Raw genomic sequence first — 20,422 nt, 5'->3', positions numbered from 1 at the left:
AGCGCACTTCCCCCCTATGCCTCGACGGGTCAGAAGATCTGGCATTATAGCTACCGGACGCTGTGCGGGCTGATCTTCTTCTTCCTGATCGCGCCGATCATCACGATCATCCCGCTCTCGTTCAACGCCGAGAATTTCTTCACCTTCACGCCGGGCATGCTGGAGCTGGACCCTGATGCCTATTCGCTCAAGCATTATGTGGATTTCTTCACCAATCCCGACTGGCAGCAGGCCCTGAAGAACTCGGTCACCATCGCGCCGGTGGCGACCATCATCTCGGTCTCGCTGGGCACGCTTGCGGCTATCGGCCTCAGCCAGTCCCATGTGCCGTTCAAACGCGCGATCATGGCGATCCTGATCTCGCCGATGATCGTGCCGCTGATCATCTCGGCGGCGGGGATGTATTTCTTCTATTCGCGTGTCGGGCTTCAGGGCACCTATATCGGGGTGGTTCTGGCACATGCGGCCCTCGGCATTCCCTTCGTCATCATCACCGTTACGGCAACGCTGGTGGGCTTCGACCGCTCGCTGACCCGCGCGGCGGCAAATATGGGAGCAGGTCCGGTGCGGACCTTCTTCAAGGTGCAGATGCCGCTCATCCTGCCGGGTGTGATCTCGGGGGCGCTCTTTGCCTTCATCACCTCCTTCGACGAGGTGGTTGTGGTGCTTTTCGTGGGCTCGGCCTCGCAGAAGACGCTGCCATGGCAGATGTTCATCGGGCTGCGCGAGCAGATCTCGCCCACCATTCTGGCGGTGGCCACGATCCTCGTGGTCTTTTCCATCGCGCTTCTGACGGCGGTCGAGCTTCTGCGCCGCCGCAACGAGCGGCTGCGGGGCGTCACCCCGCGCTGAGCGCGGCAAACCCGTCTTGCACAATCAAGGGCCGTCGCATTGTTTGCGGCGGTCTCTTTTGTTAAGGCAGGGCGCGACAAAACGGAGCCCGAGATGATTGTTACCAGCGAGTCCGATCTGCAGGGGCTGAAAGAGATCGGCCGGATCTGTGCCAATGTGCTGCAGGGCATGGCACGCGCCGTCGAGCCGGGGATGACCACGCTGGAGCTTGACGAGATCGGGCGCGCGATGCTGGAGGCGGCGGGGGCGCAATCCGCCCCCGAGACGGTCTACCAGTTTCCGGGTGCCACCTGTATTTCGGTCAACGAGGAAGTGGCCCATGGTATTCCGGGTAATCGGATCATCCGCGAAGGCGATCTGCTCAATATCGATGTCTCGGCCTCGAAAGACGGATTCTTTGCCGATAACGGCGCGAGTTTTGGCGTGGGGCAGATGCGCCCCATGCTCGAGCAGCTCTGCCGCGACGGGAAGAAGGCGATGCAGATCGGGGTGAGGGAGGTGGCCGCCGGTAAGCCTTTGGGCGGGATCGGCATGGCGATCGAGCGCTTTGCCAAACCGCGCGGCTATACGCTGATCCGCAATCTGGCAAGCCACGGGGTCGGCGCCTCGCTGCATGAATATCCCGAGGAAATCCCGACCTGGACCGAAAAACGCGAGAAGCGGATTATCGAGAAAGGGCTGGTGCTGACGGTCGAGCCCTTCCTGTCGATGGGGGGAGAATGGGCCGATGCGGGCGAGGATGGCTGGACGCTCTATGCCGAGCCCTCGGCCCCCACCGTGCAATACGAGCATACCGTGGTGGCGACCGAGAAGGGCGTGATCATCGTCACGGTGCCCGACGGGTCCAGTGGCCGGCCCGCCTGACTGTCTGGCCGACGGGCCCGCAGATCATGGCAGGAAGGAGATCCATGACCAGATGGTCAGCGTCGAGAGTGCCGTGCCCACCAGCACCGCCGAGGCCGAGACCCGTTTGCCCACGCCATAGATATTGGCGAAGAGATAGGCATTGACCCCCGGCGCCATGGCCGCCGTCATCGCGACCGAGCGTAGCTGGTCCACATTCAGGCCGAAGCCGAAACGCGCCAGCAGATAGGCGATGCCGGGATGCACGATCAGCGACAGAATACAGACCATCGCGATGGCGCGGCTGTCTCCTTCGGGCTTGTAGCGCACCAGAACGCCGCCCAGCCCGAACAGTGCCGCCGGAATAGCCGCGCCCGCCATCATATTCATGGCTTCCCAGATCGGATGCGGCAGTGCATGACCGGTGACATACTGGCCGAGCTTGATCAGCAGGCCGCACAGGATGCCGATGACCAGAGGCGTGCGGATCACACCTTTGAGGGCATTGATCCCCACCCGGGCAAGGCTGGTGCCGGTGCCCGCCGAGCGCGTGGCCTCCATCGCCAGAATGCCCACCGTATAGAGGAAGGGGGAATGGATCGAGATGATCGCGAAATTGCCCGCCAGCGCATCGGCGCCATAGGCGCGTTCGGTGATCGGGATGCCGAGCAGCAGCGAGTTGGAAAAAAGGCAGCAGAAGCCGATGGCAATCGCTTCGTCGGGACGGCGTCCCATCATCCGCGAACCGAGGATGCCCAGCCCGAAGGAGAGAAGCGCGCCCACATAGAAACTGACCATCAGCCGCCAGTCGAAGCTTGCGCCCAGATCCAGCTTGGCGATGGACCGCGCCAGAAGCACCGGCACCGCGAAATTCTGCGCGAACCGCATCAGCCCGTCGACGGCGCTGTCCGAGAACAGCTTTTTCCAGGCGGCCAGATAGCCAAGGCCCACGATCAGGAAGACGGGCAGGATGACATCGATCAATGCGCTCATCAGCTAGGGATCTCCAGAACCATGCCGTCATAGGCAGGCACGACATGGTCAGGGGTTTCGGCCATGACCGCGTCGTAATCGAGGTCGATATGCATATTGGTGATCACCCCGTGACGGTTGCCTGCACGTTCCATCCATTCAAGCGCCAGCGCCAGATGCGCATGGGTCGGATGCGGTTTGCGGCGCAGCCCGTCCAGCACCCAGATATCGAGATCCTGCAGGAAGGGCCATGCCACAGGCGGAATCTCCGAGACATCGGGGAGATAGGCAAGCCCGCCTTGCGGCCCGCCAATGCGGAAGCCCAAGGCCTTGATATTGCCGTGATCTACCTCGAAGGGCGTCAGCGGGATCTGCCCGCCCGCACCCTCGATAATGAAGGGGCCGGTGATCTCGTTCAGCTCGCAGATCGGTTTGTAATTGCTGTCTTCGGGCTGGACAAAAGCATAATCGAATGCCTTCACCAGCCGCCCCGCGGTCTCGGCATCGGCCCAGACCGGCAGGCGCTGGCCCATATTGAACACGATCTGGCGCAGGTCATCGAGCCCGTGGATATGATCGGCATGCGAATGGGTATATATCACCGCATCCAGCTCGCCCACGCCCGCATCCAGAAGCTGTGCGCGCATATCGGGGCCGGTATCGATCAGCACACGGGTCGTGCCGTTTTCGCCCACGCGCTCGACCAGCATGGAACAGCGGCGACGGGTGTTCTTGGGGTTTGCGGGGTCGCACTCGCCCCAATGTCCGCCCAGCCGCGGCACGCCGCCTGAAGATCCACAGCCAAGGATGGTGAAGCGCAGGGTCATTTCTGCCCCCAAGCCGCGGCCTTGGCAAAGAGCGTGTCGAAGTTTGTCTGTGTCTGGGCCGCGAAATCGGCATAATCCATGCCGAAGACCTCGGCGCCCACACGCGCGGTATGGGCGGTATAGGCGGGTTCGTTGCGCTTGCCGCGATGGGGCTTGGGCGCAAGATAGGGGCTGTCGGTTTCCACCAGAATGCGGTCCACGGGGGCCGAGGCGAAAATATCGCGGATCTCTTGCGATTTGGGGAAGGTCGCGATCCCCGACATCGACAGATAGATCCCCATCTCCAGCGCGGCCTTGGCCAGATCCGATCCCGAGGAGAAACAATGCAGCACGCAAGGATAGGTTTTCTGCGCCATGCCCTCGCCAAGGATCTTCGCCATATCCTCATCGGCATTGCGGGCATGGATGATGAGCGGCAGCTGGGTCTCCTGTGCGGCCTCGATATGGATCCGCAGGCTGGTCTTCTGCACCTCGGCGCTATCGGCCGAATAATGGTAATCGAGCCCGCTCTCGCCAAGCCCGACGAATTTCGGGTGCCGGGCCAGTGCCACCAGCTCCTCGACCGAGGCCATCGGCTCTTCGGCGGCGCTCATCGGATGGGTGCCTGCGGCGTAGAACACCTGATCATAGGTCTCGGCAATCGCGCGGACTTGGGGTTCGTTTTTCAGCCTTGTGCAGATGGTGACCATCCGGCTGACGCCTGCCTCGATCGCGCGGGCAATGACCTGATCGCGATCCTCGTCGAAACTGTCGAAATCCAGATGGCAGTGGCTGTCGGTAATTTGCGGAATATCGGTCTCGCGGGCCACTTTGCCTCTCTTTCCGGACGGCTTAGGCGGCCGCCGCTGTCAATTTAAGAACCATATCGACCACCAGCGCGGCAGGGTCAAGGTTCACCGCCCGCCCATGGCGTGCACGGGTGCCAAGTTCTTGGTGCAGTGCTGCCCATTTCATCGCTGCCAGCGGATCGGGCGATAGTCGCGCCATCAGCTTGGCCTCGCCCGCCGCCCCTTCGGGATGAGGGGGCCCCATAACACCGGCGCGGGCCAGCCGTGCCATGAACAGATCCACAAGCCCCAGCGCCAGCTCGAACCGCTCGGCATTCTGTTTGCCCGCAAAGCTCTCGGCCAGTGCCAGCGCCTTGGGCCGGTCGAGGCGGGGCAGGGTGGCCATGAGATCCACGATCTGGGCATAGGTCTCGAGGCCGCCCAGGTTTATCAACCGGATCGCCTCACCCACGGAGCCTGCCGATAGCGCCGACAGTGCCATCATATCCACATCGGGATCCATCGCCTCTGCCTGACCCAGCGCCTGCGCCATGGCCTCGGGGTCCAGCGCATGGAGCCGCAGCTCGCGGCAGCGCGAGCGGATAGTGGGCAAAAGCCCCGCAGGCTGGTGGGAGACCATGAGGAAGGTCACCCGCTCGGGCGGCTCTTCCAGAAGTTTCAGAAGCGCATTGGCGGCCTGCGTGTTCATCTCGTCGGCGCAATCGACGATCACCACGCGCGGTCCGCCATCGCTGGCAGACAGATGCAGGAAACTGCGCATCTCGCGCACACGGTCCACGCGGATATCCTGGCTGAGCGCCGAGCCGGTGGCATTGGGGCCACGCTTTAGCTCGAATACACCGGGTTCCGAGCCCGCCATGATCCGCCGCACCACGGGATGGTCGGGATCGGTGTCCAGCGTTTGCGGCGGCTCGGGGGCGAACATACCGCCGGGCGCGGGCTGCGACATCAGGAATTTGGCGATCCGCCATGCGAAAGACGCCTTGCCGATGCCGCGGGGGCCGGTCAGCAGCCAGCCGTGATGCAGACGCCCTGCGCGGAAGGCTTCCAGAAACTCGGCCTCGGCGCGGGATTGCCCGAACACGCTCTCGGCCACGCGTGGATGGGGCGCCCCGTCGATGCAGGAGGGATCGGGCAGGCCCGGTTCGGTCTTGGCGGAACGCGGAGCCATCAGGCGCCTTTCTGCAGCTCGGCGGCCATCTCGCGGGTGTAACGTAGCACGTCGGCGGCCACCAGCTCGGGGTCGCGCCCGCCATTGATCGTGCGGAACCGGTCGGGATAGTCATGCGAGAGGTCGATGAACCCCGCGCGCATTTTCTTTTGCAGATCGAGCCCGAAATCCTCGAAGCGTTCCTCGATGCCCTGCCGTCCCTTGGCGCGCGCCAGCCCGACGGCGGGGTCGATATCGATGAGGAAGGTCAGGTCGGGTTCGCGCCCGATCATCATGTCATGCAGACGGTCCACGAGGCCACGGATATCGCCGCGCGAGAGACCCTGATACATGCGCGTGCTATCGGCGAACCGGTCGCAGATCACCACTTTCCCCGCCTCGAGGGCCGGGGTGATGACGCGCTCCATATGGTCGCGGCGCGCCGCCGTAAACAGCAGCAACTCGGTGTGGGCCGACCAGCGGTCAGGCTCGCCCTGCAGCACGAGGGCGCGGATCTCTTCTGCCCCCGTCGAGCCGCCCGGCTCGCGCGTCAGAACGACATCGAGGCCCTCCTTGCGAAGAGCCTCTGCCAGAAGTCGGGCCTGGGTCGATTTGCCCGACCCGTCGATACCCTCGAAACTGATGAACATCAGAATCCCTTAGCTGTTTGCGGCCTCTAGGGCCTTTGCGGTCAGCCGCGACAATGCCGTTTTTACGCGGATCATGAAACCCCCCTCGGCAATATCTTCGCCCGCGACCAGATCGACGGTCTTGGGCTTGTCGATACCGGGGATGGTGATGACCAGATCACCCAGCTTGTCACCCTTGGCAATCGGTGCCTCGAGCGGACCGGTGTAATTGGCCACGGCGGTAATGGTGTCTTGCGAGGTGGCGGGGACCAGCAGATCGAGATCCTCGGCGGGCACCATGGACACCTGCGATTTCGAGCCCAGCCAGACGGGGGCCGATGCAATCTGCGTGCCGCTGGTGACGACCTTTTTCATAACGAATTGGCGAAAGGCCCAGTTGGCAACCGCCTCCGCCTCCTGACGGCGGGCGGCTTCGGAATCCATGCCCGCCAGCACGAAGACGATCCGGCGGTCGCCCATATGGGCCGAGCCCACCAGCCCGTAGCCCGCTTCCTGCGTATGGCCGGTCTTCATGCCATCCGCCGTCCAGTCGGCGGCCTTGATATCCAGAAGCGGGTTGCGGTTCTCGGCATTGGCCGGAGCGCGGTCCTTGTAGTTGAAGTTCGTCATGCCGAAGAACTTATAATATTCGGGGAATTCGGTGATGATGCGCGTCGCCAGAATGCCCAGATCATGGGTGGACATGCGCTGTCCCGGATCGGGCCAGCCCGAGGCATTGGCAAACATCGAGTTCTTCATACCCAGCTGATGGGCACGCTCGGTCATCTGCTCGGCAAAGGCGCGTTCGGATCCGGCGAGCCCCTCGGCCACCACCACGCAGGCATCATTGCCCGAGTTGATGATAATCCCGTGGATCAGCTCGCCCACGGTCGGGCGGTCCATCGTGTTGAGGAACATCGTCGAGCCGCCCATCGATTGCGCATGGGCCGAGACGCTGAAGGTGGTATCCATCGTCACCCGCCCGTCGCGCAGCGCCTCGAACAGCAGATCCAGCGTCATCAGCTTCGACATGGAGGCGGGCGGCAGAGGGATATCCGCATTTTTCGACATCAGCACCGTCTTGGTGGTGACATCATAGACCCAAGCCGCCGAGGCTGAGGTGTCAAACGCATGGGCCTTGTGGGCCGCAAACGGCACAGCCGCAGCGATGGTCAGGCACAGGGCCGCGATCCGGTGGGCGAGACGTTTCATCTTTCTTCCTTATTTCGAGACGGCAAAGGCGTCTTTGAAGCCCAGCCCCTTGATTTTCGTCAGCAACGTGTTGCGGTCGGATTGCGAGGCAGCAGGGCCCGCCACCACTCGCCAGAATTTCTTGCCTTGCCAGTTTTCCTCGATGGTCTGCGCAACCACACCGGATTTGGACAGGGTCTGGGTGACCTGCTCGGCATTGGCTTTTACCGAGAAGATCCCGATCTGGACCAACAGGCCGGTGGGTTTGGCCGCAGAGGGCTGCAGGGCAGGGGCCGGAGCCTTGGGAGCGGGTTTCGCTGCGGGTTTCTTGGGTTCCGCTGTTGCGGCCGCAGATGCCTGCGCGGGTGCCTTTGCCGCGGGCGCCGCTGCAGGCAGGGCACCGGTGGCGATCTTCTCGGGCGCCATCGCGTCGGAGGCGGCCACGACCTCGGCCTCGGGGGCGGGTTCGGCGCCCTCGGGTGCCGCTTCCTGACGGCGCAGGGCCACGACCGAGAGTTTGGCAGGGGCGCCTGCCAGCATTCCCAGCGCATCGGCCGCATCCGAGGAGACCTGAAGCTTGGGGCCCGGATTCTCGCGTTCGCGGCGGAAGAGCGCGCCGATCACGAATTTTCCGTTGGCGGTGTTACGGATGATGACCCGCTCGGGATCTTTCACGCTCGGATGCGCGACCCAGACACCGCCCAGCGAGGGGCGGCCATCCCAGAGGCCGTCTTCGGTAACGGAAAAGACCTGGGGCGCTTCGACATCGCGCTCGACCAGACGGGCCGAGGTCTGCTCGGTGACCGCGCCCTCATCGGGGTCCTTCTTGCCGAAGGGCAGACCCGTGGTCTGGCAGGCCGCAAGCGAGAGACCCGCGCCGAACATGAGGATCACCGGAGATAGTCGTCTGTGCATTCTGCCCTTCCCATTCGCAAGGCAAGACAAGGAGATCCCGTCTGCCCAAACATGCACGCCCTGCGGGGTCGTGATTATTATGCCTCGGTTGCCCGTCTCTTTCGGACGGATCGTTTGACGTGAGTGTAACGGTCAATTCCGTTCAAGGAAAGCACCTCGGCACATGCGATTGGCGGCAGATTGCTGGCGATGCCTCAGAAAAACGTGAGGGCGCGGACCCGCTATGGTCCGCGCCCCCGTTTTCGGGCATTTTCCCCTGTCTGTATTCGGACGACGGAGGCGGGGGTCAGCCCGCCAGACGCTGCGGCATCGCGCAGGCGGCGTGCTCTGCCTCGAGCGTGAATTTGGCGCTCTCGCTTGCGAGCGTCTCGGCCAGCGTCTGCAGCGCGGCCGTGGTGGCCGAAGCTTCCTCGAACATGGCCGCGTTCTGCTGGGTCACCTGATCGAGCTGGTTCACCGCCGTCTGGATCTCGTGCAGGCCGGTCGATTGCTCGACGGCAGAGTTTGCGATGTCGCGCACCACCTGATCGAGGGAGATCACGACATCCTGGATCTCCTGCAGCGACTGCCCCGACTGGTTGACCAGTGACACACCGGAATTCACATGGCGCTCGGAGGTCGAGATCAGATCGGCGATTTCCTGTGCCGCATCCGAGGAGCGCTGCGCCAATGCCCGCACTTCCGAGGCCACCACGGCAAATCCGCGTCCTGTCTCGCCCGCCCGCGCGGCCTCCACACCGGCATTGAGCGCCAGAAGATTGGTCTGGAAAGCGATATCCTCGATCACCGAGGTGATGCGCGAGATCGCCTGCGAGCTCTGGGCGATGGCATTCATCGCAACGATTGTGTCTTCCACGATCTGGCGCCCGTTCTCGGCACGCACCCGCGCCCCGCCGACCGATTGTTCGGCCGCTTTCGCCCCGTCGGCCGAGCTTTTGACCGAGGCTGCCAGCTGGTTGATGGCAGCCGCCGATTCCTCGAGCGAGGCCGCCTGTGCCTCGGTGCGCTGGCCCAGCTTGGTGCCTGCCTCCGCCAGATTTCCGGTCTCGGCGCGCAGGGAGTTCGCGCTGTCCACGATGCCGCCGATCAGCGTCGCGATCTGGTCGAGCGAGCTGTTCATATCGTCGCGCAGCCCTTCGAGGTCGCGCGGCACCTCCACCGTGATACGCCGGGTCAGATCCCCCTGGTTCAACGCCGTCACCACCTGCTGGAAATCCGCGATGGCGGCTTTGCGCAGGGTGATGTCGGTGGCGAATTTCACCACTTTCACCACATGGCCCGCCTCGTCGAGGATCGGGTTATAGCTGGCCTGGATCCAGATATCGCGGCCATCCTTGCGGATGCGCCGGTATTCGGCCTGCTGGAAGGTGCCCTCGGCCAGCTTCTGCCAAAAGAGCGTGTAGGCGCTGCTGGCGCGTTCGGCCTCGGCCACAAAAATACGGTGATGCTGGCCCTTGATCTCGGGCAGGGAATAGCCGAGCGCCTCGAGGAAGAGGGCGTTGGCGGTCAGGATCTTGCCCTCGGGGGTGAATTCGATCACCGCCTGCGAGCGGCCAAGCGCGGCGATCTGCCCTTCGGCATCCATCGTCTTCTGCTTGTCCTCCGTGATGTCATTGGCGATATTGGTCACGCCGATCACCGTGCCGCGGCTGTCGGTGACCGGGTTATAGCTTGCATTCAGCCAGATGTCGCGGCCCGCTTTGGTCCGGCGCTTGAACTCGCCCGACTGGAACTTGCCTGCACGCAGCTCGGCCCAGAACTGCGAATAGGCAGGCGTATGCGCCTCGCCTTCGGGCATGAACCGAGCATGATGGGTGCCTTGCAGATCGGCCAGCGTATAGCCCATCGCCTTGCAGAAGACGGGGTTGGCGAAGAGGATGTTTCCCTGCGGATCGAAGTCGATCACCGCGTTCGAGCGGTCGAGCGCCTCCAGCTTGGCCATCATCGCCCGTCGCGCCGTTTCCTGCTTGGTCACATCGCTCGCGGTTTTGATGATGCCGCCGATGCGGCCTTCCGCGGTTTTCCACGGCGTGTAGCTGGCGCTGAGATAAAGGCTCGCGCCGCTGCGGGTGCGGCGTTCGAAAATCGCGGTCTGGGCTTTGCCATTGCGCAGTGCCTCCCAGAAGAGACGATATTCGGTCTGCTCTGCCTGTCCGTCGGGCATGAACAGGCTATGGGGTTTGCCCACCAGCTCTTCCGCCGCATAGCCGGTCAGGGTGCAGAAATTCGCATTGACCTGACGGATCGTTCCGTCAGGGTCGAAACAGATCACGGCCTGTGATTGATCGACCGCCCATGCGACGGGCAACACGGTATCGTTCGGCCCAAGCCGTTTTTTCTTCAGAGTAAACACAGGGAGATGCTCCGTAATCGTTACGGAACTTAAACTAAGGTGAATTGATTAATGAACTACGCAACAACCATGAGCATGTGATTGATATACATGGAAAATATAGACAGGATATGTGATCGTAACATGCAAGAATCTTGCAGGTTTACCTTGGGGAAATGACTAAACCGCTCATTTATAAGGCAGATTTGGGAATATACTGCGAGGCAGGGGATTTCTATATCGACCCCCATCGCCCCGTTGCCCGTGCAGTGGTCACCCATGGCCATGCAGATCATGCGCGAGCGGGGCATGGTGCTGTTCTCGCTACGCGGGAAACCCTTGATATCATGAAGATTCGCTATGGTGAGAATTTTGCTGGCGCGACCCAGGCTATCAAGGGCGCGATTCGGGTCGGTGATGTCAATGTCAGCCTGCGGCCAGCGGGTCATGTGCTGGGCTCCGCGCAGGTGGTTATCGAGAAGGGCGGGCGGCGTGATGTAATTTCGGGCGATTACTCGCGGGTGGCCAATCCGGCCTGTGCGCCCTTCGAGCCGGTGCCCTGTGACCTCTTCGTGACCGAGGCGACCTTTGCTTTGCCGGTGTTTCGCCACCCTGATCCGGTTAACGAGATTAACCGTTTTCTGGCCTCGGTGCGCCGTTTTCCCGAGCGCCCGCACATCATCGGCGCCTATGCGCTTGGTAAGGCGCAGCGGGTGATCATGCTCCTGCGGCAGGCAGGATATGATGCACCGATCTACATACACGGTGCGCTGCAGGCGTTGTGCGACTACCACATCGCGCAGGGTATCCCCTTGGGGGATCTGCGGCCCGCCACGATGGACAAGGCGCAGGCGAGGGAGTTGCGCGAGGCGGTGCTGATCGCGCCGCCCTCGGCCTTTGGCGCGGCATGGGTGCAGCGCTTTGCCGATCCGGTGATCTCCTTTGCCAGCGGCTGGATGCAGATCCGCGCCCATGCCCGCAGGCGCGGGGTCGAACTGCCGCTCGTGATCTCCGATCATGTAGACTGGCCCGATGTTACCCGCACCATCGAGGAAATCGATCCAGAGGAATTCTGGATCACCCATGGCCGCGAGGAGGCGCTGATGCGTTGGGCGGCGCTCACCCAGCGCCGTGCGCAGCCCTTGCATCTGATGGGCTATGAAGAGGAGCCCGAATGATGCGCGCCTTTGCAGGACTTCTGGAACATCTGGCCTATACTGGCGGGCGCAATGCGAAACTCGCCTATCTGGCCGAGTATTTTGCCGCCAGCCCGGACCCCGATCGCGGTTATGCGCTGGCGGCCCTCACCGGCGATCTGTCCTTGGGCCGTGTGCAGCCCGCGCTCTTGCGGGCCATGGTGGCCCAGAGGGTGGATGCCGAGCTTTTCACGCTGTCCTATGATTTCGTGGGCGATCTGGCCGAGACGATCGCGCTGATCTGGCCCGAACCTGCCGCAACGATCGATCTGCCACTCGGGCGGGTGGTCGAGACGCTCCTGCCGATGTCAAAGCCCCAAGCCGCCCGCCAGATCGCCCATTGGCTCGACCAGTTGTCCGCGCCGGAGCGGCTGGCGCTCCTGAAACTCGCCACGGGTGGGCTGCGGGTGGGTGTCTCGGCGCGGCTGGCACGGGTTGCGCTCGCCCAGATGGGGGCCCAGATGGGTGGGCCTACGGTCGAGGAGATCGAAGAGCTCTGGCACGGGTTGGCCCCGCCCTATACCGAACTTTTCGCATGGATCGAGGGCGGCGCGCGTCCCGCCCAAGCAGCCTTTGCGCCCTTCCGCCCCGTGATGCTCTCGACGCCGGTGACTGATGCTGATCTGCCGAAACTCACCCCCGCCGATTATGTGGCGGAATGGAAATGGGACGGGATCCGCGTACAGGCCGTCTCCGAGAGCGGCACGCGCAGGATCTATTCGCGCACGGGCGATGACATCTCGGGCAGTTTCCCAGATCTGGTGGAGGCGATGGAATTCGAGGGCGCGCTCGATGGCGAGTTGCTGATCAGACGCGGCGATCAGGTGGCGCCTTTTGCCGATCTGCAAAAGCGCCTTGGCCGCAAGAAGCCGGGCGCAAAGTTGATGGCCGAGGCGCCCGCCGCGCTGCGGGCCTATGATATCCTCACATGGGAGGGGGAGGATCTGCGCGGTCTTGCCTTCGATGCGCGCCGCGCGCGGCTCGAGAGGGCGGTGGCGGGGCTTGATCCGCGGATCGATGCCTCGCCGCTGTTGCCCTTTGCCGATTGGGAGGCGCTGGCCGCCCTGCGTGCGGATCCGCCCGAGGTGGTGATCGAGGGCGTCATGCTCAAACGCCATGACAGTGCCTATCAGGCAGGGCGTCCGCGTGGCCCGTGGTTCAAATGGAAGCGCGAGGCGCGGCTGGTGGATGCGGTGCTTCTCTATGCGCAGCGCGGTCATGGCAAACGCTCCGGCTTTTATTCTGATTTCACCTTTGCCCTGTGGGATGGTGCGGCGCCCGAGGCGCCTCTGGTGCCGGTGGGCAAGGCCTATTCGGGCTTCACCGATGAGGAACTGCGCCGCCTCGACCGCTTTGTGCGCAGCCATACGCGCGAACGCTTCGGGCCGGTGCGCTCGCTCCAGCCGAAGCTGGTCGTGGAGGTGGCCTTCGAGGGGCTCAACCGGTCCTCGCGTCACAAATCGGGCGTGGCGATGCGCTTTCCGCGCATCAGCCGTATCCGCTGGGACAAGCCCGCCGAGGAGGCCGACCAGCTGAACTCTTTGCTGGATCAATTGCCGCCCGAAGGGTAGCGTTCTGGCCAACCAAGGGAGGCGACTATGTCCGAGAAATCCAACGCCCTGCGCATGGCGCGCTATAACAGCTGGCAGAATAACGCGATGATCGGGGCGGCCAACCAGCTGCCCGCGCCCGAACGTCAGCGCGATTTCGGCACGTTCTTCAAATCCATCGAGGCAACCTTCTCGCATATCTTCTGGGCCGACCAGATCTGGCTCTCGCGCTTTGGCGTGGTGGAGCCGATCAAGCTGGGGATCCCCGAAAGCACGGGGCTGATCACCGATTGGGACCGCTTCCAGACCGATCGCAAGGCGCTGGACCAGCAGCTTTACGATTGGGTCGAGGGGCTGGACGAGGGTTGGTTCGCGGGCGAGCTGGCATGGTATTCGGGCGCGGTCGGGCGCGATATGGTCAAGCCCCGCGCGCAGGTGATCGGCCATATCTTCAACCACCAGACCCACCATCGTGGACAGATCCATGCGATGCTGTCGATGGCGGGCGTCAATTCCGGTATCACCGATCTGGCGATGATGGAGGAGTAAGACGCGGGCGTTACGGTTGGGCCTTGCTCTCGGGCGCCGCCATTGGCGCGTCCGCTACATCTTCCGTGGTGGCTTCGGTGTCCGGTTCGGTCTCGGAGTCGGCCACAGCTTCGGGCAGGGCCGGGATCGGCACCCGCAGGATCTTGCGGCCCATCGCATAGGCGATACCGCCGCCCGTCAGCCGCGCAAGCTCGGGATGGTCCATCTCGAGCCCGCCGGTAAAGGTGCCGAATGCGGGCAGGATCATGTGCTCCTCGCCCACCAGCAGCGCCCGCGCCGTGCGCCCCGCGATACGGGTCTTGGGGTGGAAATGGGCCGAGATATCGGGGCCACGTCCCGATGGGCCGCCCGCCTGATGGCGGAAGGCCAGATTGCCGAAGCGGAGTTCGGGCATGATATCGCCAGGCAGGTCGTGCTTGCCCGGGTCATGGTTTCCGGTGATCCAGATCCAGTCGGTCACCTTGGCGATCGCCGCCAGCCGCGCTTTGACCGAGCGCGCCAGTGACCGCCCCGCCTCGTCGTCATCAAAGGCGTCACCCAGCGAGATGACACAGGCAGGCTTGGTGAAAAACAGCGTCGCATCAAGGCGGGCCAGAGTATCGAGATCGCCAAAAGGTGGCAGAAGGGCGCCGCCGCGCCGCGCCACCCGCTCGGCCTTGCCGAAATGCAGATCGCCCAAAATCAGCGTGCGCCGCTCGGGCCAGTAGAGCGCGCCGGTGGATAGCACCATGAAACTATGACCCGCAAAGCGCACGGGGGCAGTGACCAGCTTCTCGTCGAAATCGGGCAGAATGCTCGATACCCCATCTGTCATGTCAGTCCTGCCTCGGCCATCAGCCGTTCCGCTTCTTGTTCCATCAGACGCATTTCGCCCGTTCCACCACGGATCGCAACCCGTCCCGCTTCAAGAAGGAGTGGGGCGGCAAGCGGTGTCACGCGAGTGGCGGTAGTATGCGTGACGGACCGGTGTCTGCGCAACATCTCTTCGATACGCCCGAAATCCACCAGCCCGCGCTGCGCCTCGGCCTGCGTCATGCGCAGCATCAGGTGGTCGGGGTCATAGCGGCGCAGCGTGTCATAGAGGATGTCCGAGGAAAACGTCGCCTGTTTGCCAGAGCGCCGCCCGCCCGGCAGATTGCGCTGGATCAGCCCCGCGATGGTGGCCACGGTGCGGAAGGCGCGCTTCATCACCGTATTCCGGCCCAGCCAGTGCGCGAACCCCTCGCGCAGGTCCTGCGCCTCCAGAAGCGGCTGCGGGTCGGTGACCGGATCGACCGACCATATGAGGAGCGCATAATCGGTGGCGGTAAAGCCCAGAGGCCCGAGGCCCAGATCCTCCATCCGCTTTGTCACCAGAAGTCCCAGCGTCTGATGGGCGTTGCGCCCCGCAAAGCCGTAGAGGCAGGTATAGTGGCGGTCTTTGCGCGGGAAGCTTTCCACCAGCAGGTGATCGGGTTGGGGCAGGGCCGATACCTCTGCCTGCAGCTCCAGCCAGTCGCGGCAATGGGGCGGCAGGGCGCGCCATGCGCTCCGGTCGGCAATCAGCGCCTCCACCCGCCGCGAGAGCTGGGTCGAGGTGGCAAGTTTGGTGCCGGAATAGACGGCGATCTTGGGCTCGCGGCCGCGGGCGGGGGTCACCTCGACCACCAGATCCCGCAATCCCTCGTAGCGCACCACCTGACCGCCGATCAGGAACGTATCCCCCGGCGCCAGAGTGGCGGCAAAGGCTTCCTCGATTTCGCCCAGAGGCCCCCCGCCGCGCCGCGATTTCAGGCGGACCTTCAGTGTCTCGCTATCCACGATCGTGCCGATATTCATCCGCAGATCGCGTGCACTCCGCGGATCGCGCAGCTGCCAGAGCCCATGGCGCTGCATCAGCCGCTGCCAGCGGTCATAGGCCCTGAGCGCGTAGCCACCCGTCGCGCAATACTCCAGACAATCGTCAAACACGGCCCGCGTGAGCGCGGCATAGGGGCCCGCGCGGCACACCTCGGTGTAGAGCGTATCGGCATTGAAGGGGGCTGCGCAGGCCGTCAGCAGGATATGCTGGCAGAGCACATCCAGAGGTCCGTCCCCGCGCGGATCGCCATCCAGGTCATTCTCCCGCACGGCTTGCAGGGCGGCGGCACATTCGATCTCCTCGAACCGGTTGGCCGCCACGATCCGCGCCTTCGAGGGCGTGTCATAGCGGTGGTTGGCCCGCCCGATCCGCTGCACGAGGCGCTTGACGTTTTTCGGCGCGCCCACCTGAATGACCAGATCGACATCGCCCCAGTCGAGCCCCAGATCCAGCGAGCCGGTGCAGACCACCGCCCGCAGGCTGCCCGCCACCATCGCCGCCTCGACCTTCTGTCGGGCCTCGCGGGCAAGCGAGCCGTGATGGAGGCCGATAGGTTCGTTCGTGTCATTGACTTCCCAGAGCGCCTGGAAGAACAGCTCGGCCTGCGCACGGGTATTCAGGAATACCAGTGTCAATTTCGCCTCGCGGATCGCTGCCATCACATCGCGCACGGCATAGCGCCCGCCACCGCCCGACCATGGCGGCGGGTCAGTGGTGGCCAGCATCGCGATATCGGGGGCGGGGCCGGGGTCGGCCTGAATAATGCGTGCGCCGCCCATGAACGCTGCAAGCCCCTGCGGGTCCTCGACGGTCGCCGAAAGGCCGGTGACGGTAAGATCGGGCGCAAGGCTGCGCAACCGCGCAAGGCCCAGCATCAGCTGGTCTCCGCGGCGGCTTTCGGCCAGCGCGTGGATCTCGTCGAGCACCACCCGTTTCAGCCCCGCAAAGATCTTCGGCGCTTCGGGATAGGACAGCAGCAGCGCCAGCGATTCGGGCGTCGTCAGCAGGATATCGGGCGGGTCCACCCGCTGGCGCCTACGGGTCGTGGCGCTTGTGTCGCCCGTGCGATCCTCCACGCGGATATCGAGGCCCAGCCCGTCAATCGGGGCGTTCAGGGACCGCGCGATATCCGCACTCAGCGCCTTGAGCGGCGAGACATAGAGCGTGTGCATCCCGCCTTGCGGCCCATGCAGCAGATCGGCGAGGCTCGGCAGGAACCCCGCCAGTGTCTTGCCCCCGCCCGTCGGCGCGATCAGGAGCGCATCGCCCTGATGGCAGAGCACCTCCAGCTGATGCGGATGCGGGGTCCAGCCTTGGGCCAAGAACCAGTTTTGCAAAGCGGGGGGGAGCGAGGGCATCATGCCCCCGAGATAGGACAGAAAAACGCCTGCGCAAGGGATCCAGCGCAGGCGTTTCGACGTGATTTGATCAGTTGCGCACGAAGCCCATACGCCCCAGCACTTCCGACAGATCGCCGGTGGTATAGGGTTTGCGCATCAGCTCGGCTGCCGGGTAATCCTCGATCCCCGCCTCATTGGCGTCATAGCCCGAGGCCAGCACGATCGGGATGCCCATCCGCGCCAGATGCTCGGCCACTGGCAGCGAGGTTTCCTCGCCCAAATTGACATCGAGCACGGCAATCTTCGGACGGAACCCCTCATTCAGGATCGCCAGCGCTTCGGCCACGGAGGCGGAAGTGCGCACCGTATCTGCGCCCATATCTTCCAGCATGCCTGCCAGATCCAGCGCCACGATCATCGTATCTTCCAACACCAGCGCCGGTCCACCGACCCAGGGCTCGCCACTTGCAGGGGAATTTTGATCTTGCATTGTGATATCCGGATTACCTTCAAACGGGCGATGATCGATAACGGTAGTGGCGGGCAATGAGAAGGTGGCTTCGACACCCGCGGAGTTGTAACGCACCTCGGCGGCGCCTTTCAGCTCATGCGGAATGGTTTTCTCGATCACGGTCGAACCGAAGCCGCGCCGCGTGGGCGCGCGCACCACGGGCCCGCCGCGCTCGACCCAGGCGATGGTCCATGTGCCATCACGCTCCTCGCTCATGGTGATCTGAACGCGGCCATTGGGGGCGTGCAGCGCGCCGTATTTGACCGAATTGGTCACCAGTTCATGGAAAACCAGCGCCATCGGGGTGAAGGCATCGGGGCTGATGATGATATCCTGACCCTTGAACTCCAGACGGCTGGTATTGCCCGAGCCGAAGGCATTGGCCTCCACCTCGATCAGCTCGGCCAGCGGGATCGGCGAGAACTGGTCGCGGGTCAGCTGGTCATGGGCGCGCGAGAGCGCACTGATCCGCCCGTCCAGAGCCTCGGTGAACTGCCCCAGCGTCTCGGCCCCGTTGCTCGATTGTTTCATGATCGAGCGGATCAGATTGAGAATATTGCGCACGCGGTGGTTCAGCTCGGAAATCAGGAGCGCCTGCCGCTCCTGCGCCTGCTTGCGCTCTTTTTCGGCCTGATCGGTGAGTTTGAGCACCACCTCCAGAAGCGTGCCACGCAGCGCCTCGGCGGCGCGCAACTCGCTCGTGGCCCAAGGGGCGGAGTGACCATGCACCACCTCGCGCCATGCCTCGAAGCTTTTGCGGGGTGTCAGGCGGTCGCCATAGGGCCCGTGCTCCACAGGCTTCTCGGGATTGCCCGCCCATGTGACCGATTGCGCGATCTCGCGGCGGAAGAGCACCAGATAGTCCCGCGGGCGGCGCGATATCGGCAGGGCCAAGAGACCCGCGCAGCTGCTCTGATACTCGGAGGCGGCAGGGAAGTTCTTCGACAGGTTGTCGGTGGAGAAGACATGCGCCCCCGAGGCCGTATTGAGATAGCGCGCGAGCCGGTAGAACTGGTCTTCGCTCGGCACCGTGCCACGGGTTATCAGCTTGCCGTCACTATAGAGTGCGACACCGTCAAACTGGATAAGATCCTCGATCTGGCGGGTAATGTCGTTGAAATTCTCGGCCCATTCGCTGGTGTTGGACACCAGCGCCATGATCCGGTTGTGGGTATCCTGCGCGCGTAGGGCGGATTCGTTTTCCGCCTGCGTTTCGGCGCGGGCCAGCTCGTAGGAGAACAGCTGGCCGAACAGCTCGATGGCCGTGCGCTTCTCGTAATCCATGATCAGCGGTTCGGGATGGTGGCAGGCGATCAGCCCCCAAAGCTCGCCGCGATTGAGGATCGATACCGACATTGAGGCCTGCACACCCATATTGCGCAGATATTCCAGATGGATCGGCGAGACCGAACGGGCCACTGAAAGCGACAGGTCCAGCGGCTCGCCCAACGGGTTCTGGGCGGGGACGATAGCAGAGCCCGCATCATCCACATCACCGATCAACCGCAGGAGCGAGCGCATATAGAGCGCGCGCGCCTGTTTGGGGATGTCCGATCCCGGAAAGCGCAGGCCCAGATAGCCCTCCATTCCGGGGGCCAGCGCCTCGGCGATCACCTTGCCCGAGCCATCCGCGCCGAACTGATAGACCATCACCCGTGCAAACCCCGTCAGCCGGCGCACGCTCTCGGCAGCCGAGGCCGACATGCGGGTAATGTCGCGCATCGTGGCAAGTTTCTGCACCAGTGGCTGCACTACGGCCAGATCGCTGATATGGTTGACGGATCTTTTCACCTCGAATTCGAGAATGAACCCGTGCTTGTAGGCATGGGCCGCCACATCGAAATGCACCCCGCGACGTCCGATCTCGAGCCCGAAGAGACGTACACTCGTCTGGTCGAGGCTCAGCCGCGTGATATGGGCGCGGATCAACTGCTGGGTCTGCACCGGCAGCAGGTCCGAGATCGGCAGCCCCAGCAGGTCGTCCTGTTTGAGCCCCAGCATCCGGCTGGTATTTTCCGAATGGTGCTGCACGATCCAGTCATGGCTGAGCGCGATCAGGCAGGCCCAGCTTTGCACGCGGCCCAGCTGGTGGATCGGCTCGCGATCACAATTGGTCAGATCCGTCTCGACGGTCATGCTCTGGTTCTGTGTCATAACGGCGCTTTCTGTGCCCGCAGGTGGTGCTGCGGGTCAGTGGGGGGCGTAACATGTTGCGAAAGCGCCATGGAAAACCATCCAAAGCACCGCTCGGCATCCGCGATAATACAATCAGTCTGGCGATTTTCTACTGGAATATTGGTGGCTTGGTGAAGAAAACTCTGCCAGAGCCGAGGATCGAACGGATGGCACAGATAGCGATTGGCGCTCTCGGTGCGGCCCTTGGCAGCCAATGCCTTGACGCGGCGTTTGGCCAGCACCTGATTGCCGAGCCGTGAGCCGAAGAGGATGTAATCGAAGGCCAAAGGATGCAGGGGAGCGGTTGGTGGAGGCGCAGTCGGCGAAGCCGGCGGGCCGTCCAGTTCCCGCAGATCGGTTCCGATCGCGGCCAGAAGATCTGCAAGCAGCGCTGTGCCTGCGCTGGGCGGCTGACCCTGCATGGCCCGTGCCATTTGCATCAGGGCGTCATGATGGGCGCGCAGGAAAATCCGGTAATCCCCGTCCTCTGTCAGATCGAGGGTTGAGAAGGCGGTGTCGATGGAGGCATGCGCCGGAGCAAGCCGCAGGCGCAGGGCATCTCGCAGATTGGATGCCTCGCGTGGCGCGGCGGGAGAGTGTAGCAAGTCTGGTCTGGCCTTTATTTGACAAGAAATAGGGAATGGCATGGCACGGGCCGAAGAGGTGACGGCCGGCTGTCGGCTTGGCCTCTGGGAAGTTTCATCAACAGATGGCATGGGGGCTGGCTTTATGCTATGTCAAAAGACATATCTGGCACCTCTT

At 63.5% G+C, this 20,422-nt stretch carries 16 protein-coding genes and 1 pseudogene; 5 read left to right on the top strand and 12 right to left on the bottom strand.

All coding sequences use genetic code 11. The features are described from left to right. Window positions 1–6 precede the first annotated feature (6 nt). Window positions 7–852, top strand: a pseudogene (locus ABEB22_RS01245) (ABC transporter permease); the annotation flags it as partial. Window positions 853–945: 93 nt separating this feature from the next. Beyond that, a complete protein-coding gene (map, locus tag ABEB22_RS01240; RefSeq protein ID WP_339112125.1) occupies window positions 946–1,716 on the top strand; it encodes a type I methionyl aminopeptidase in 771 nt (256 codons plus the stop codon). Between the two features lie 24 nt (window positions 1,717–1,740). On the opposite strand, the gene ABEB22_RS01235 is transcribed toward map, so the two are convergent. The 8 genes from ABEB22_RS01235 to ABEB22_RS01200 all read right to left on the bottom strand — a co-directional run bounded on the left by ABEB22_RS01235 (window position 1,741) and on the right by ABEB22_RS01200 (window position 10,520). Further along, entirely contained in the window at window positions 1,741–2,688 is a 948-nt protein-coding gene (locus ABEB22_RS01235) for an AEC family transporter (protein ID WP_339112126.1), read from the bottom strand. Then, window positions 2,688–3,494 carry an MBL fold metallo-hydrolase gene (locus ABEB22_RS01230; protein ID WP_406870664.1) on the bottom strand — a complete coding sequence of 269 codons (807 nt, stop codon included), beginning with the start codon at window positions 3,492–3,494 and terminating at the stop codon, window positions 2,688–2,690. The genes ABEB22_RS01235 and ABEB22_RS01230 overlap by 1 nt, the downstream gene beginning before the upstream one ends. Then, window positions 3,491–4,303, bottom strand: a complete 813-nt coding sequence (locus ABEB22_RS01225; protein WP_406870663.1) for a TatD family hydrolase — start codon at window positions 4,301–4,303, stop codon at window positions 3,491–3,493. Before ABEB22_RS01225 ends, ABEB22_RS01230 begins: the two co-directional genes overlap by 4 nt. A gap of 22 nt (window positions 4,304–4,325) precedes the next feature. Further along, entirely contained in the window at window positions 4,326–5,453 is a 1,128-nt protein-coding gene (locus ABEB22_RS01220) for a DNA polymerase III subunit delta' (RefSeq protein WP_406870662.1), read from the bottom strand. After that, on the bottom strand, window positions 5,453–6,082 hold the full coding sequence (gene tmk, locus ABEB22_RS01215; protein ID WP_339112130.1) for a dTMP kinase: 630 nt from the start codon (window positions 6,080–6,082) through the stop codon (window positions 5,453–5,455). Before tmk ends, ABEB22_RS01220 begins: the two co-directional genes overlap by 1 nt. Window positions 6,083–6,091: 9 nt before the next feature. Then, a complete protein-coding gene (locus ABEB22_RS01210) occupies window positions 6,092–7,273 on the bottom strand; it encodes a D-alanyl-D-alanine carboxypeptidase family protein (RefSeq protein ID WP_350934484.1) in 1,182 nt (393 codons plus the stop codon). Between the two features lie 9 nt (window positions 7,274–7,282). Then, window positions 7,283–8,167 carry an SPOR domain-containing protein gene (locus ABEB22_RS01205; protein WP_350934482.1) on the bottom strand — a complete coding sequence of 295 codons (885 nt, stop codon included), beginning with the start codon at window positions 8,165–8,167 and terminating at the stop codon, window positions 7,283–7,285. Between the two features lie 286 nt (window positions 8,168–8,453). Continuing rightward, entirely contained in the window at window positions 8,454–10,520 is a 2,067-nt protein-coding gene (locus ABEB22_RS01200) for a PAS domain S-box protein (RefSeq protein WP_406870661.1), read from the bottom strand. Window positions 10,521–10,675: 155 nt separating this feature from the next. Here ABEB22_RS01200 and ABEB22_RS01195 point away from each other — a divergent pair, with 155 nt between their 5' ends. From ABEB22_RS01195 to ABEB22_RS01185, 3 genes are read left to right on the top strand one after another with little or no spacing between them, the layout of a single operon-like run. Further along, the gene (locus ABEB22_RS01195) at window positions 10,676–11,677 is read left to right on the top strand and encodes a ligase-associated DNA damage response exonuclease (protein WP_339112134.1); all 1,002 of its coding nucleotides are present in this window, start codon (window positions 10,676–10,678) and stop codon (window positions 11,675–11,677) included. Next, window positions 11,677–13,266, top strand: coding sequence for a cisplatin damage response ATP-dependent DNA ligase (locus tag ABEB22_RS01190; RefSeq protein ID WP_406871161.1), 1,590 nt, complete (start codon window positions 11,677–11,679; stop codon window positions 13,264–13,266). The genes ABEB22_RS01195 and ABEB22_RS01190 overlap by 1 nt, the downstream gene beginning before the upstream one ends. A gap of 27 nt (window positions 13,267–13,293) precedes the next feature. Beyond that, window positions 13,294–13,794: a DinB family protein gene (locus ABEB22_RS01185; protein ID WP_406870660.1), complete on the top strand. Its 501-nt coding sequence runs from the start codon at window positions 13,294–13,296 to the stop codon at window positions 13,792–13,794. A 10-nt stretch (window positions 13,795–13,804) separates the two neighbouring features. On the opposite strand, the gene pdeM is transcribed toward ABEB22_RS01185, so the two are convergent. From pdeM to ABEB22_RS01165, 4 genes are all read right to left on the bottom strand, one after another. Next, complete coding sequence (gene pdeM / locus ABEB22_RS01180) at window positions 13,805–14,608, bottom strand: ligase-associated DNA damage response endonuclease PdeM (protein ID WP_406870659.1); 804 nt, start codon at window positions 14,606–14,608, stop codon at window positions 13,805–13,807. Further along, window positions 14,605–16,992: a ligase-associated DNA damage response DEXH box helicase gene (locus ABEB22_RS01175; RefSeq protein ID WP_406871160.1), complete on the bottom strand. Its 2,388-nt coding sequence runs from the start codon at window positions 16,990–16,992 to the stop codon at window positions 14,605–14,607. Before ABEB22_RS01175 ends, pdeM begins: the two co-directional genes overlap by 4 nt. 70 nt (window positions 16,993–17,062) lie before the next feature. Next, window positions 17,063–19,639 carry an HWE histidine kinase domain-containing protein gene (locus ABEB22_RS01170; protein WP_350934472.1) on the bottom strand — a complete coding sequence of 859 codons (2,577 nt, stop codon included), beginning with the start codon at window positions 19,637–19,639 and terminating at the stop codon, window positions 17,063–17,065. After that, entirely contained in the window at window positions 19,636–20,307 is a 672-nt protein-coding gene (locus ABEB22_RS01165) for a hypothetical protein (RefSeq protein ID WP_406870658.1), read from the bottom strand. The genes ABEB22_RS01170 and ABEB22_RS01165 overlap by 4 nt, the downstream gene beginning before the upstream one ends. Between the last annotated feature and the right edge of the window lie 115 nt (window positions 20,308–20,422).

The sequence above is a fragment of the Thioclava sp. 'Guangxiensis' genome (genome assembly GCF_045348365.1).
In the GTDB taxonomy this organism is placed as follows: Bacteria; Pseudomonadota; Alphaproteobacteria; order Rhodobacterales; family Rhodobacteraceae; genus Thioclava; species Thioclava kandeliae.
Note: the sequence above shows the minus strand (reverse complement) of the source record. Positions and strands in the feature narration are given on the sequence as shown.